The organism is Kineobactrum salinum (assembly GCF_010669285.1).
Classification (GTDB): domain Bacteria; phylum Pseudomonadota; class Gammaproteobacteria; order Pseudomonadales; family Halieaceae; genus Kineobactrum; species Kineobactrum salinum.
Map to the genome: position 1 here is coordinate 1,637,215 of NZ_CP048711.1, position 15,017 is coordinate 1,652,231.

The following is a 15,017-nucleotide window of genomic DNA, read 5'->3' on the forward strand; positions in this document are numbered from 1 at the left end:
AGAAGATGGCGTATAATGCCGGCCCCGTTTAGCCGGGTACCGCTGTAGCCAATTATATGGAAATCATGAAGAAGATCCTGCTCCCGGCGATCGCAGTCGCCATCGTCGTCGCCCTGGCATGGCCCAAGTTGGCCCCCATGTTCGGCGACGCCGAGGTCTCGACCCAGCCACAGAGCCGGCCGGCACCCGCGGTGCGCACCATGCGGCTGCAACCGCAGCCCTTTGAAAGCAAGCTGACCTTCAACGGCAGCCTGGTGGCCGACAAGTCGATCGATATCCGCAGTGAACTGCGGGGCAAGGTCGAGGCCATCCATTTCCGCGATGGCCAGGATGTCGAGCAGGGCGAGCTGATCGTGGTCATCGAGGCCGGCGAGACCGCCGCCGAACTGCGCTCCCTGCAGGAGCAGCTGGCCCTCGCCACCACCACTGCCAGGCGCCTCGACAATCTGTTCGAAAGCGGTTCGGTCAACGCCAGCGATCGCGACGATGCGCTCAGCCGGCGCGCGGTACTGGAGGCCGAAGTGGAACGGTTGCAGGTGCGGCTGGCGAAAACCCGGATCCATGCACCCTTTGCCGGCACCCTGGGCCTGCGCCAGATCAGCCCGGGCGACCTGATCGAGCCCGACACCTTGATCACCACCCTGCAGACCGTGACCGAGCTCAACGTCGACTTCAGCGTACCCGAACGCTATCGCGCCCTGATTGAACCCGGAGCCACCCTGTCGCTGTGGGTCGCGGGGCACAACGAGCCCTTCTCGGCCACTGTCAGCGCCATCGACCCCCGCGTTGATGTCAGTACCCGCACACTGATGGTGCGGGCCACTGTCGCCAATCCGGAGCGCAAGCTGCTGCCCGGCAATTACGCCCGGGTAGAACTGGTCAGCCGCGATGAAACCGCGCTGCTGGTACCCAGCATCGCCATCCTGCAGAGCCTTGAGGCGGTGTCGGTGTTTACCGTCGAGGACGGCATCGCGGTGCGCCGCGAGGTCGAAACCGGATACCGCGACAACGATCAGGTGCTGATCCTGCGTGGCCTGGAGCCCGGCTCCGAGATCATCACCTCCGGCATCCAGAGCGTGCGCGAAGGCCAGCCGGTCACAGTGCGAAGCCCCCTGGACCTGGGCTGATGCGCCTGCATGAACTGAGCATACAGCGCCCCGTACTGGCGGTGGTGATGTCCATCATCATCGTGGTGTTTGGCGCCATCGGCATGCGCGAGCTGGGGGTGCGGGAATTTCCGCTGGCGGAGCGGCCCATCATCGCGGTCCAGGCAGCTTATCCCGGCGCCAACGCCAGCGTGATCGAAAACCAGATCACCGAGAACCTGGAAGAGGAGATCAATACCGTCCCGGGCATCCGCACGATGCGTGCGATAAGCCGCGAAGGACGCAGCACGGTCACCGTGGAGTTCGAGCTGGACGACGACCTGGATCGCGCCGCCAACGACGTTCGCGACCGGGTGGGGTCTGCCATCCGCCGCCTGCCCAACGACGCGGAAGCGCCCACTGTCTCCAAGGCGGACGCCGACGGCGACCCCATCATCTTCCTCAGCGTGCGCAGCGACCAGCGCAACCTGATGGAGCTCAGCGCACTGGTGGACAACCTGTTCAAGAACCGCTTCGAGACGATCACCGGCGTCGGCCAGGTCGATATCTGGGGCTACAAGGAATACTCGATGCGTCTGTGGCTGAACCCGGACGCGCTGGCGGCCCACGGGCTGACCGCGATCGACGTGCGCGACGCCTTCCAGGCGGCCAATGTGGAGTTGCCCACCGGCCGCCTGGAAGGCCGTACCATAGATCTCAACATCCGCACCCTGAGCCGGCTGGGCGACACGCTGGAAGAGTTCAATGACCGGGTCATCAAGCGCGAAGATGGCCGCACCGTACGCTTTCGCGACGTCGGCTATGCCGAGATCAGCCCGCTCAATGAACGTACCATCCTGAGACTGAACGGCGTCACCATGGTCGGCGTGGTGCTGCGGCCGCAGAGCGGCGCCAACGAAATCGCCATTGCCGACGAATTCTATCGCCGGCTGGAGCAGATCAAGCACGACCTGCCGGACGACGTCAATGTGATCGTGGGCTTTGATGACAGCCAGTTTATCCGCGCCAGCATCCGCGAAGTCATCCAGACCCTGGTGCTGGCCCTGCTGCTGGTCTGCGCCACAATCTATGCCTTCCTGCGGGAGTGGCGCACCACTATCATCCCGATTCTGACCATTCCCATCGCCCTCACCGGCACCTTCTTTGTACTGTACCTGGCCGGATTCTCCATCAATGTCCTGACCCTGCTGGGCATGGTGCTCGCCATCGGCCTGGTGGTGGACGATGCCATTGTGGTGGTGGAAAACATCTACAAGCGCATCGAGAAAGGCGAGGCGCCCGCGGTGGCGGGTGCCGAAGGGGTAAGGGAGATCTTCTTCGCAGTGATCGCCACCACACTGGCGCTGACCGCTGTGTTCGCGCCGCTGATCTTCCTCGGCGGCCTCACCGGCGTGCTGTTCCGCGAATTCGGGGTCACCCTGGCGGCGGCCGTGGTGATCTCGTCCTTCGTTGCCCTCACGCTGGCACCGATGCTGTGCGCCCGCTTTCTGAAAAACCGGGCCCGGCATCCGGCGCTGTACCGTCGCACCGAACCTTTCTTTGTCCGCCTCTCGCAGGGCTACCGCGACTCCCTGCGCGGCTTCCTGCGTCACGCCAGCTGGGCTCCGCTGATCCTGCTCACCTGCCTGGTGCTGCTGATCACCATCTACCGCAGCCTCCCCGAGGAACTGGCCCCGCTGGAGGATCGCAGCATGCTGGTGGTGCAGGCCAAGGGACCTCAAGGCGCGGGCTTCGATTACATGTACGAGGTGATGACCGAGTATGACCGCCTGGTGCACTCTACCCTCGGCGATGAGGTGGCCGCAGTGATGACCGTGACCTCCCCCGGCTTTGGCGCTTCCACCACCACCAATACCGGCTTTTCCCGGGTTATGCTGGCAAGCCCCGACCAGCGTGACAGAAGCCAACAGGAGATTGCCGATGAACTTGCCAGGGTCACCGCCGGCGTGTCGGGCGCGGAAATCTTCGTGCGCCAGATGGATACCATCAACGTGGGTGGACGCGGGCTGCCGGTGCAATTCGTGGTGCAGAATACCGACCTGGAAAAAGTGCGGGAAATCATCCCCCGCTTCCTTGAACGGGCGCGCCAGCACCCGGCATTCAGCTTCGTCGATGTCGATCTGGTATTCAACCAGCCCGAACTGGTGCTGGATATAGACCGGGACCGGGCCGATGCCCTGGGTGTCAGTGCGCGTGAGATCACCGACGTGGTGCAGGCCTCCTTCAGCGGCCAGCGCTTTGGTTATTTTCTGCGCGAGGGTGAGCAGTACGAGATCATCGGCCAGATGCTGCGCGAAGGCCGCGACGATCCTGGCGACCTGTCGCGCCTGCAGGTACGCGCGGCCGACGGCAGCCTGATCCCCATCGACAACCTGGTCACGATGCGCGAGGAAAGCTCCGCACCGGTGCTGTACCGCTTCAACCGCTTCACCGCGGCGACCTTTTCCGCCAACCTGGCCGAGGGCTATGCGCTGGGCGACGGCATTCGCGCCATGCGCGAAGTGGCCGCGGAACTGCTGGACGATTCCTACGCCACTGAACTGGCGGGGCAGTCACGGGAGTTCGACGAGACCGGCAGCAGCCTGGCCTTTGTCTTCGTGCTCGCACTGTTGCTGATCTACCTGGTGCTGGCGGCGCAGTTCGAGAGCTTCCGCGATCCGCTGGCCATCATGCTGACGGTGCCGATGGCTATTACCGGAGGGCTGATCTCGCTGTGGTACTTCGGCCAGACCCTGAACATCTTCTCCCAGATCGGCCTGATCATGCTGATTGGTCTGGTTACCAAAAATGGCATCCTGATCGTTGAATTTGCGAACCAGCGCCGGGAGGCGGGTCTCAGCGTGGCCGAAGCGGTAGAGGAAGCCGCGGCGGCCCGCTTCCGGCCCATCCTGATGACCACGCTCTCCACTGTACTGGGCACCCTGCCCATCGCGCTGGCCCTGGGGGCCGGATCCCAGAGCCGGATACCACTGGGCGTCGCGGTGATCGGCGGCATGCTGCTGGGCTCGCTACTGTCCCTGTACGTGGTGCCGGCGGCCTATCGGGTGCTGGCGCGCAAGGACGCCCCGCCAGTGACCGGCACCAGCGGCGAGCCGGGTCCACTGGCGGAACTGCCGGAGCCGCAGCATTGATTCAGGCCAGCTCACCGGCCATGCCCAGCGTCACCAACACGGCAAACCCCAGCGCCACGCTGAGCACTGACAGCAGCGTGGTCAGCACGATAATATTGGCCGCCAGTACCCCGTCACCGCGCAGGGCGACCACCATCACGTAGCTGGCCGCTGCCACCGGCGCACTGATCAGCAGGAACAATACCCCCAGGGGCTCACCGTTCACGCCCATCGCCAGCGCCACCAGCAGCGTCAGCAGCGGCCCCACGCACAGGCGCCAGGCCGTCGCTTCCCAGGTCACGGTGCTGGCCCTCATCAGCGAGCGCAGCCGCATCGCGGCGCCGATGCTGACCAGGATCAGCGGCAGGAAGAATACAGACAATCCCGTGGCCGCCGTCGCAGTCCAGGACGGCAGCGACCAATCCAGCAGGCTCACGCAAGCACCCGCGCCAATACCCAGCAACAGTGGGTTCCTGATCAGGGCCAGCAACAGTCCGCTGAACGAACGACTGCTGCCGAGAGTGGTCTGCAACACCCATACCGCCAGTACATTGTAAAGGGTGGTCAGCACCGCCACCGGCAACACCGCCAGGGCCAGGCCGCGCTCACCGTAGGCGGCGTGGCACAGCGAAATCCCGATGATGGCCAGGTTGGAACGGAACGTGGCCTGCACGAAGACGCCCAGCACCGGTTGCGGGAACCCGCGCCAGCGGGCATATATCCACCCCAGCACCAGCGTCAGCAGCGTTGCCACCACGCCGGCCAGCAGGTAGGTGGCGCTGCCGATGGTAGCAAAATCCAGCCCGGCCGCGCTGATGCACAGCAGCAGCGGCAGGCCGACATTGAATGCAAGCCGGGAGATGAACTCGACAAGTGCCGGCGGCAACAGGCCAATGCGCCGCAGCAGCATGCCCAGCACGATCCAGCCAAGAGTGGGAAGGCTGACCGCGAATGCGGTCAGCAGAACTTCGGGTGAAAGATTTGTGAACAAGGCCGGGCAATCGCAGTGGGCAAAGCGGCATTGTAGCACCGCGACCGCCACAGCGCCGGCCCGGACCCTGCCGGCGGTGCACCGCCGGCAGCCTGTTCAGTCGCTAGAACGTCTTGTAGACACTGAGCCCGGCCGTGCGCGGACGGATGACATAGGTCTCACCCGGAGCCGGACGGAAGTTGTCGACAAAGTGGTAGGTCTCACCGCGCTTGTCGCTGAGATTGTTGATATACAGGTCGACACCCCAGCTGTCGGCCTCCAGGCCCAGGCGCAGGTTGGTGACCGCGTAGGCATCCATTTCCGCGTAGCGGTCATTGGGCGTGTCGGTTTCCTGACCGAAGGTGGGCGAATCCGGGTTCGGATCGATCAGGAAGTCGCGGAAGGTGTTGTTGGAGGAACCGGTGTAATTCACATCACCGCGGGCAAACAGCGCCATGCCGTCGCGCAGCGGCCAGGTGTACTGCACACCGAGGCTGGCGGTCACATCCGGTACCACCGGTATATCGTCACCCTTGAGGCCCGCGCGGTCATTGTTCAGGGCCGGCTGCCTCTCGGTAAGGCGCGCATCCACGGCATTCAATGTCGCCGCCACCTCCAGGTTGGCGGTGGGCAGCCACGACAGCTCCAGTTCGATCCCGTCCACCTGGGCCTCGCCAGCGTTGTTCAGGTAGCCGAACAGATTGTCGGGGGAGCGCTCGGTCACCTGGATATTGTCCCACACCAGATGGTACACCGCGCCATTCAGGGTCAGCATGCCGTCCAGCCAGCTGGAGCGCACACCCAGCTCATAGTTGACCACCGAGTCGGACTCGAAGCCCTGGGGAATGGGCTGGCCCACCACGGTCTGGTTGGCGCCACCGGGACGGAAGCCCTCGCTGACCTGGCCGTAGATCAGGACATCGTCGTTCAGGTCGTAGCCCAGGTGGGCCTTGAAGATCTCGCCGCTTTCGTCAAATTCGCTGACCACCGGCACCGGGTTTTCGATCTGCACGCCGAACAGGTCCACCCGGGTAGTGTCGGTCTTCTTGAACTCGCTGTCGAACACCCGCGCGCCCAGGGTCAGGGTCAGCTGCTGGCTGATATCGTAGTTCACTTCACCGAACAGTGACTGCTGCTCCAACGATGTCTCGTCATCGCGCTGGAAGAACAGCATGGGCGGATCGAAGGGGTAACCATCGGGCGCCACCGCGAGAATATTGCTGTCCAGCTCGGCATCCCGGGTAGAGGTAAAGTATCCCACGGTCCAGTTGAACGGGCCGTCGCTGTCCGAAGAGAGCCGGGTCTCGAAGCTGGTCATGTCCAGCGGCTGGGGCTGGTTGGCGTTGAGCAGCTCGAAGGGGGGGGGGAAACGGCGGTGCCGAGCTGTCGAAGTTGAACACCACGTCGCGCTCGTAATCGGAATAGGAGAACATCCAGTTGCCCCAGTCGAATACCAGTTCGCCGGTGATGTTGGCGATGTTGACCTCGTCCTCGAACGGGTTGCGGGCCGGGGTCGCGGTTTTCAGGTCGCCCACGTCCTGCTGGTAGAAAAAGCCGCCGCCGGTCTCGGTGTCCTGGTAGATGTACATGCCGGTCAGGGTGAAGTTGTCGGTGGGCATCCAGCGCATGGACACACGCCCGCCACTGGTCTTTTCGTCGTTGATGTCATCCTTGTTATAGGCGACGTTGTCGATATAGCCCTCCAGGTCGTGGTCGTAGGCTACCACCCGCAGCGCCAGCTTGTTCTCGATCAGCGGCACATTCACCATGCCGGTCACCTTGGTATTCATGCCGCCCTTTTCCGTGTGGGACAGATCGCTGCCGATGCGGGCACTGAACGCGGTAGTGTCGGGCTTGTTGGTGATCACCCGCAGGGTGCCGCCCATGGTGCCGGAACCGTACAGGGTACCCTGCGGCCCGCGCAGTACTTCCACCCGTTCGATGTCGACCATCTTGATATCGGGCTGGCGCTGGCCGGCATCGCTGGCGGAACCGGGGGCACCGGTAACCGGCACCTCGTCATAGTACAGTCCCACCTGAGCCTCGCCCGCGCCCTGCACCCCGCGAATCACCAGCCGGCGCGAGCCGGGGCCGTTGTCCAGCAGGTTCAGGCCGGGCACCTTGCCGACATAGTCCTCGAAGTCATCGGCGCCAATCCTGGCCAGGGTGTCACCGCCCAGCGCGGAAATACTGATCGGCGTATCCTGCAGCGAGGTGCCGCGCCGCAGCGCAGTCACAACCACTTCCTCCAGCTGGGTGGCGGCCACCGCAGCGGCAGGGCTCAGTGCCGCCATCAGCCCCAGCGCCCCGCAAACACTGGCCGTGGGCACACTCAATGCGCGCACCAGGTATTTTTGTGTCGTTTTCATCGCTTCCCTCCAGACCCTTTCAGGGTGAATTGTTGTTGATATCAGGGTAGCTGCTCATTCCCCTGTTGTTTGTAGATCCTGCCACCTTTCATTACAAAGCCCACGTCCAGCAGCGCCTCGATATCATCCAGTGGCGAACGGCGCAGTGCGATGATATCTGCATGCTTGCCGGCCTCGATCGTGCCCAGGCTATCACTCATGCCAAGCAGTTCGGCGGCGTTCACGGTGGCGGTCTCAAGCACCTCCATCGCCGGCATGCCGGCCCGGTTCATCAGCACGGCCTCCATCGCGTTGTTGCCGTGCACTGCCACACCTGCGTCAGTACCATAGGCGATACGCACACCCGCCTTCCAGGCCTTGTGAAAATTGGTCGGCAGGTTGGCTCCCACCTCCACCGCCTTCTGCTTCACCGCCTCGCTGAGGACGTCGGAGTTCAGCGCCATCGGCACCACGGTATGGCCCGCCAGCAGCGTTGGAATCAGCCACACGTCGCGCTGTCGCATCAGCTTGATGGCCTCGTCATTCAGGAAGGAGCCGTGTTCGATACTGTCCACTCCGCCCTTGAGAGCGGCGATGATACCGTCGGTCTGGTGGGCGTGACTGGTCACCTTGCGCCCCATACGATGGGCGGCATTGACGATCTCCGAGATTTCATCGTGCTCCATCTGCTGGCCGGTACCGGTGGCGCGCTGCGTCATCACGCCACCTGTAGCAGTGATCTTGATCAGGTCGGCACCGTATTTGACTGCGTGCCGCGCGGCCCGGCGGCAATCAAATGGGCCATCGCAGACAGTGTCGCTGAGATAGAAATCCAGCAGCTCCGGCTTGACACCACTGGTGTCCACGTGACCGCCGGTGATAGCAACCTTGCCCGCGGCTATGATGCGCGGTCCGTGGACCCAACCCCGTTCTACCGCGTCGCGGTGGGCGTAGGTCTGGGTCTCCAGCGACCCCAGGTCGCGGACAGTGGTGAAGCCTGCGAGCAGGGTCACCATGCCGTGGTGGATACCCCGCATGCCGACCATCGGATCCGACAGCTTGAGCCGGTCCCGGTCCTGGTGTTCGCCCAGCTTCATCTGCAGGTGGACATGACTGTCCATCAGGCCCGGCATCACAAAGCTGTCCTTCAAGTCGACCACAGTGACCCCGGAGCCCTCGTCATCACCCGACTGGTAGCCATCCAGCACCTGCTGGATGCGGCCGTCCCGGACGACAATGGTCTGTTGCCTTGCCGCCTCCTCTCCGGGCACGGCGAGCAGGGTACCTGCGTGGATCAATGTGGTCGGGGAGGCCTGCTGGGCGAGTACCGGCAGTGCCGGGCACAGCCCGGCGACGGCGATGCCGACAAGTCCCAACACGGCAGTGATTGGTTTCATTGTGTTCCCCCTGGTTCAGAAAAAAGCTGGAATTGTCCTGCTGCAACGCTTACCCCTGCAGACAGGCAATAACGGCGTCGATGTCTTTGTTGCTATTGTAGATATGGGGCGACAGACGCAAACCCATGGGCCGCACATCGAAACGTACGCCGGCGGACCGCAACCGCTGCTCCACGGCATCCTGTTCCGGCAGATTCAGTACCAGGGTACCGCCACGCAGCGCCGGATCCGCCGGAGCTCGCAAACAGGCAGGGTCGACAGCATCGACGATGCGCTGGGTCAGTTGCTGATTGTGCTCGCGGATCATGTCAACTCCGATACGATAGATCAAGTCCAGGCTGTGGGCCGCTACCACACAGGGCAGGACCGAGGGCGTTCCGCCCCAGAAGCGGGCACTGTCCGGCGCGTACTCGAAGTGATGAATATCGAATTCGAAGGGCGCCGCATGGGAAAACCAGCCCACGTCCAGCGGCTCGATACTGGCCACGCGGGCCGGATCGATCCACAGAAAACCGGCACCGGGACCGCCGCAGAGCCACTTTACACAGGAGCCCAGCACGACATCTGCCTGCCACCGCTGCAGGTCTATCGGTACCACGCCCGCGGACTGGGCAATATCGACAACGGAGAGAATGCCCCGCGCCCGGGTCAGGCGGGTGACGGCGTCCACCGGGACCAGCTTGCCGGAATTGAAGTGGGCGTGGGTAATCAGCGCCGTGTGCACATCCGGGCCCAGCGCCGCCTCCCAGGTCGCCAGCTGTTGCGGATCCCGGTCGGCGGCAATCATGCGTGGCTCGAAACCCAGCCGCGCGGCCTGCTGCAGTGCAAAGCCCACCGAGGGGAAGTCGTTCTCGGTAAACAGGATGACGTTTCTGTCCGCAGGTGGCGGCAACCCACCCAGCACCTTGCTCAGTGCACTGCTGATATTGACCTGGGGACAGAAATGCGCCGGTTCGCTGTTGAACAACCTGGCCAGTGCAGCGCGAAAGCTGTCGATCGCCTCCAGCCACTGCGGCCACGGCTCGGGCGCTCCGGATTCCCAGGCCGCGAAAAAATGCTGCTGCAGGTAATCTGCCGTTCCCCGGGGCATCCGGCCCACAGAATGATTCAGCAGATAGATGTCCTCGCAGGGCGTGAAGGCATCGCGATAGTCAGTCATCCGGCTTTCCCTCCCACGGCGCTGCGCAGGCGCTGGAATTCCGCGAAGCGCGAGGGAATATCGCTGCGGTCCGCTGCCGAGCGCAGGTCGCAAAGTGTGCGCAGGCCCTTCAGCAGAACAGGCAGCGGTGGGCCACTGGAACTGAGGTCCTCCTGATCGTCCAACCCGGCTTCATGCGCCGGAACGACAATGAATTTTTCCACCAGCTGTTCATGGTGCTGGCGCGCCACCTGGCCATGCACGTCGCAAACTTCCAGAAATGCCGCCGCATTGCGCTGGAACCAGGGTGCATCGCCGTGCGCCTCCAGTTCCTCCAAAAAATCGGCCAGCAGGCTCTTGCGGCGCATGCAGTCGCGCAGTACCAGTTGATCCTCGGGTCGCATGAACAGGAACTTGTCCACCAGCAACTGGGAATAATACGGATCATCGGCGCGGCACAGGCCCAGCAGCAGGTCGATGACATTGATACCGGCAAAGTCCCCGGCATTGGCGCCCCGGTATTCGTGCAGCCCGACCCGGTGGGGCTTGTAATAGGGCGTACGCAGTAGAAAAAACGGTCGATATCCAGCAGCTGGAACAGCTCTCGGTTGGATTCAAACACATCCTGCAGCGCCGCCTTCGCCACCTGCAGCAGATCCAGGGTCACCGGGTGCGAGATGCCCAGTGGCAGGGTGTGCAACAGTGCCTCCGAGGCGCGAATGTAGGCGAAGACTCCGCGGGTGTTGTAGTCCAGGAAAATGCGCTCATCCGGCAGATGGGTAAAGGATTTATAGACGCCGTCGATGGCGCGGTTGTGGGTTTCCAGATGACTCGAGGCGAAGCGTGGAATGGCGCCCAGCGAAGCCCCCAACTGCATTGCCAGCGCCGACGCTTCGGTCAGCGGCGAGCGGTGTTCGCGGGCCGGGTCAGTGATGCCGTGACGGCGGCAGGCTGCCATATAGAAGCCGACATTGCCCAGCAGCTCGGAACCGTGGTCGAAGCCCTCGTCGGTATTGCCCTCGCGCAGCAACTGGGCGATATAGTCGCGGCCCTCCTCGACCAACTGCTGCTTGATATCGTCGCCGACGCCCTCCACCTGCTCGCGCTGCTCACGGGCGAAGTACAACTCCTCCAACTGGGTGTTCATCTCGCGAAAATTACTGCGTATCCAGGTATCAAAGGCCTGGGAAAGGGGGGTGCGCATAGCTGTAACCATTCTCTCTACGACGATTCAGGGGAACACATGGTAGCAGCCTTGTGCCAGCCGATTATGCCAAAAACAGCTATCCTGGGAGCCAGGTGTGCAGTATTGTGTGCCGAAATCCCGATTTGTGAGTATTTTATGCCAAGCGCCCTGGACCGCATCGACCGCGCCATCCTCGCCGCCCTGGCCGACAATGCCCGTATCAGCAATGCTGAACTGGCCGAGCAGGTGCACCTGTCCCCCACCCCCTGCCTGCGCCGGGTCAGGCGGCTGGAAGAATCCGGCGTCATCAGCAGGTACGTCACCCAGTTCAACCACAATGCGCTGGGACTGGCGATATCAGCGCTGATATTCGTGCAGCTGGAGCGCAACAGCCTGGAAAACGCCACCAAGTTCGAGGCCGCAATCGGCAACCTGCTGCCGGTGGCCGAGTGCTCCGTGCTGACCGGCCCCTACGACTATCTGTTGCGGGTGATCGTCGAGGATCTGGAGCACTACGAACGCTTCGTCAAGGAGAGCCTGGCCAGCATCGCCCAGGTAGCCAAGATCGACTCCAGTATCGTGCTCAAGCAGGTGATGTCGCGGACGGTGGTGCCACTGCCCGATTGATCGGGCGAGTGGCACGGATGGCCGATGCACTGTCGCTAGCCGCTTTCCAGCACACCTTCAGCGCGCCTGGCGCTAACGTCGCGGCCGAGATACATGTACACAGCCGGCAGCACGTACAGCGTGAACAGCGTACCGATGACCATGCCCGAGGCGATTACCAGCCCCATCGAGAAGCGCGCGGCCGCACCCGGCCCATCGGCCAGCAACAGGGGAACCATCGCCAGCACCAGTGCCGCCGTGGTCATCAACACCGGGCGCAGCCTGACCGAGGCAGCCTCTTCGATGGCCTGGCGCTTGCTCATGCCCTCCTCCTGCAGCCGGTTGGCAAACTCCACGATCAGGATGCCGTGCTTGGAAATCACACCGATGAGGGTCACCAAGCCCACCTGGGTGTAGATGTTCAGCGTGGCGCCGTTGACCTGAAACAGCGCCAGCACGTTCAGGCACAGCAGGGCACCACTAATCGACATGGGCACCGTCACCAGCATGATGAAGGGGTCGCGGAAGGATTCGAACTGGGCCGCAAGCACCAGGTAGATCACCAGCATCGCAAAGAAGAACGTCGCAACCAGCGAGCCGCCCTCGGTCTTGAACTGACGGCTCTGGCCCGAATAGTCCAGGCTGTATTCGCGGGTCAGCACCTCGCCGGCAATCGACTCCAGCGTCCCCAGCGCTGCGCCCAGCGGCACACCGGGGCGCGGCACACCGCTCAGGGTGACCGAGTTCAGCTGCTGGAAACTCTGCAGCGAGCGCGGCACCACCTCTTCCTCCAGCGTAACCAGTGTACTCAGCGGAATCAGCTTGCCGCTCGCGGTGCGGGTGTAATAGTTGTAAAGATCATCGGGATTCAGGCGCTGGTCGCGGCGAATCTGCGGGATCACCTTGTAGGAGCGGTCCTGCATCGCGAAGCGGTTGACGAAGGCGCCGGACAGCAACGCCCCGACATCATTGCTCAGCGTGTCCATGGCGACGCCGAGCAGGGCCGCCTTGTCGCGATCGATGAGGATGCGCTGGCGCGGCTGGTCGATCCGCAGATTCTGGTCGATGAAAATGAACTGGCCACTTGCCTGCGCGCGGCGCAGTACCTCGCGGGCACTGTCATGAAGGAGCGGGTAGTCCAGCGTACTCTTGATCACCAACTCCACCGGCAGGGCGCCGGGGGATGGCAATGGCGGCGGATTGACTGCTGTCATTTGCAGCCCCGCAATAGTGTTGAGTGCCGGCTGTATCGTTTCATTGAGCACCTGCGAGGTGCTGCGGCCGCGTTCCTCCCAGGGCGCGAAAATGAAACCGCCCATGGCGCCGCTGCTGCCGCTCCCGTCGACGCCCTGCCCATTGAACAGGAAGTTGATGTCGATTTCCGGTGTTTCGCGGGTGATATGGTCTACTTGGGCCGTGAACCTTTCCAGGTAGTCCAGGGTGACGTAAGGGTCGGCATCACCCATGAAGAAAACGAAGCCGGAATCCTCCTCCGGTGCCAGCTCCGATGGCGAACGGACAAACAGGAAATAGCAGGAAACCAGAATGATCGCGCCGAACAGCATCACGCCGCCGCGATCATCCAGTACCCGATCGAGGTCGCGCTGGTACATCCGGCCCAACGCCTCGAAGCGGGCATCCAGCCAGCGTTCCAGCCGGTTGCTGCTGTCCCCGGCATCGGCCGACAGCAGTTTAGCGCACATCATCGGCGACAGGGTCAGCGCCACCACGCCCGAGATCAGCACGGCACCTGCCAGCGTGAACGCGAATTCGGTAAACAGGGTGCCGGTGAGGCCACCGATAAAGCCTATGGGCAGGTACACGGCGACCAGCGTTGTGGTCATTGCGACGATGGGCCAGGCCAGCTCACGGGCACCCTTGAGAGAAGCCTCCATGGGCGACAGGCCGTGCTCGATATGCCGGTGAATGTTCTCGAGCACGATGATGGCGTCGTCCACAACAATACCGATGGCCAGCACGATGGCCAGCAGTGTCAGCAAATTGATGCTGAAGCCCATCAACAACATCAGGAACAGGCCGCCTACCAGCGACAATGGCACCGCCACGGCCGGAATCAACACCGAGCGCATCGAACCGAGAAACAGGAAAATCACCACGATCACAATGAGCATGGCTTCAATGATCGTGGCCTGCACATCATCGATCGCATTTTCAATATAGATTGTGGCATCGTAGTTGATATCACCTTCGATGCCTTGCGGCAGGCGCGGTTCGATCTCGTTGTCGAACACCTCCCGCACCCTGGCGATCACCTCAAGCGCGTTGGCGTCAGTGGCGACGTTGATCGGCACATATACCGCTTCCTGGCCGATAAACGTACTGGATACCGAGTAACCCTCGTTCCCCAGTTCCACCTCGGCCACATCACGCAGCCGCACGATGGCACCGTCCTTCTGACGCAGGACCAGATCCCTGAACTGTTCCACGTCCTTCAGGTCGGTGTCCGCCTTGAAGCCCATCTGCACCATGTTGCCCTTGGTGGAGCCCACCGCCGAGAGCACATTGTTTGACCCCAGCGCCGCACGTATATCACTGGCGGTGACGTTGAGCGCCGCCATCCTTTGCTGATCGAGCCAGACGCGCATCGCGAAGATGCCTGTGGTGTCAGCGCTGGCGCGCTGAACCCCCGGCAGGGTCGACAGCTTGGGTTCGACCTCACGGATCACATAGTCTGCCAAGCGATTGACCGCCAGCACATCGCTGTAGAAGGAGATGTACATCGTTGCGATCTGCTCGCCCACAGCGAGATTGATGACGGGATCCTCGGATTCCCGGGGCAGCTCGTTGCGCAGCTTGTTGACCTTGGTGACCACCTGGGTCAGAACCTGGTCCGGATCAGCACCCATGCGGACATACGCGGAGATGGTGCTGAGACCGGGGCTGCTGTTGGAGGTGAGATAATCGATGTCTTCCGCCGTCGCTATTTCCCGCTCCAGCGGGGTGGTGATGAAGCCCTTGATCAGCTCGGCATCGGCGCCCGTGTAGGTGGTGGCCACTGTAATCACGGCATTCTCGATGAACGGATACTGCCGCACATTGAGCTCCGTCGCCGCGCGCAGCCCCAGCAGCAGCAGAAACAGGCTGACCACGCTGGCCAGCACTGGCTTGCGGATAAAAATATCGGTAAATGCCATG

The 15,017-nt window shown here is 62.8% G+C and carries 8 protein-coding genes and 2 pseudogenes; 3 read left to right on the top strand and 7 right to left on the bottom strand.

What is annotated here, in order from left to right:
* The first annotated feature begins 65 nt into the window (after window positions 1–65).
* A complete protein-coding gene (locus G3T16_RS06990) occupies window positions 66–1,127 on the top strand; it encodes an efflux RND transporter periplasmic adaptor subunit (RefSeq protein WP_163494426.1) in 1,062 nt (353 codons plus the stop codon).
* Window positions 1,127–4,237, top strand: coding sequence for an efflux RND transporter permease subunit (locus G3T16_RS06995; RefSeq protein ID WP_163494427.1), 3,111 nt, complete (start codon window positions 1,127–1,129; stop codon window positions 4,235–4,237). The genes G3T16_RS06990 and G3T16_RS06995 overlap by 1 nt, the downstream gene beginning before the upstream one ends.
* Before the next feature lies 1 nt (window position 4,238).
* Here G3T16_RS06995 and G3T16_RS07000 read toward each other — a convergent pair whose 3' ends face one another.
* The 6 genes and pseudogenes from G3T16_RS07000 to G3T16_RS23030 all read right to left on the bottom strand — a co-directional run bounded on the left by G3T16_RS07000 (window position 4,239) and on the right by G3T16_RS23030 (window position 11,285).
* Window positions 4,239–5,207: an AEC family transporter gene (locus G3T16_RS07000; RefSeq protein WP_232059295.1), complete on the bottom strand. Its 969-nt coding sequence runs from the start codon at window positions 5,205–5,207 to the stop codon at window positions 4,239–4,241.
* A gap of 103 nt (window positions 5,208–5,310) precedes the next feature.
* Window positions 5,311–6,504 (bottom strand): TonB-dependent receptor, encoded by a 1,194-nt coding sequence (locus tag G3T16_RS07005; RefSeq protein WP_332102874.1) that lies wholly within the window; start codon window positions 6,502–6,504, stop codon window positions 5,311–5,313.
* Window positions 6,505–7,072: 568 nt separating this feature from the next.
* Window positions 7,073–7,555 (bottom strand): annotated as a pseudogene (locus tag G3T16_RS21785) (TonB-dependent receptor plug domain-containing protein); the annotation flags it as partial.
* 41 nt (window positions 7,556–7,596) lie between these two features.
* A complete protein-coding gene (locus G3T16_RS07015) occupies window positions 7,597–8,931 on the bottom strand; it encodes a metal-dependent hydrolase family protein (RefSeq protein ID WP_163494429.1) in 1,335 nt (444 codons plus the stop codon).
* 49 nt (window positions 8,932–8,980) lie between these two features.
* Window positions 8,981–10,090, bottom strand: coding sequence for an aminotransferase class V-fold PLP-dependent enzyme (locus tag G3T16_RS07020; protein ID WP_163494430.1), 1,110 nt, complete (start codon window positions 10,088–10,090; stop codon window positions 8,981–8,983).
* Window positions 10,087–11,285 (bottom strand): annotated as a pseudogene (locus G3T16_RS23030) (PrnB family protein). Before G3T16_RS23030 ends, G3T16_RS07020 begins: the two are co-directional and overlap by 4 nt.
* Window positions 11,286–11,411: 126 nt before the next feature.
* Between G3T16_RS23030 and G3T16_RS07030 the strand changes: the two are divergent.
* Window positions 11,412–11,882, top strand: a complete 471-nt coding sequence (locus G3T16_RS07030; RefSeq protein ID WP_163494431.1) for an Lrp/AsnC family transcriptional regulator — start codon at window positions 11,412–11,414, stop codon at window positions 11,880–11,882.
* 35 nt (window positions 11,883–11,917) lie between these two features.
* Here the strand turns inward: G3T16_RS07030 and G3T16_RS07035 are convergent, their stop codons facing one another.
* Complete coding sequence (locus G3T16_RS07035) at window positions 11,918–15,016, bottom strand: efflux RND transporter permease subunit (protein WP_163494432.1); 3,099 nt, start codon at window positions 15,014–15,016, stop codon at window positions 11,918–11,920.
* Window position 15,017 lies beyond the last annotated feature (1 nt).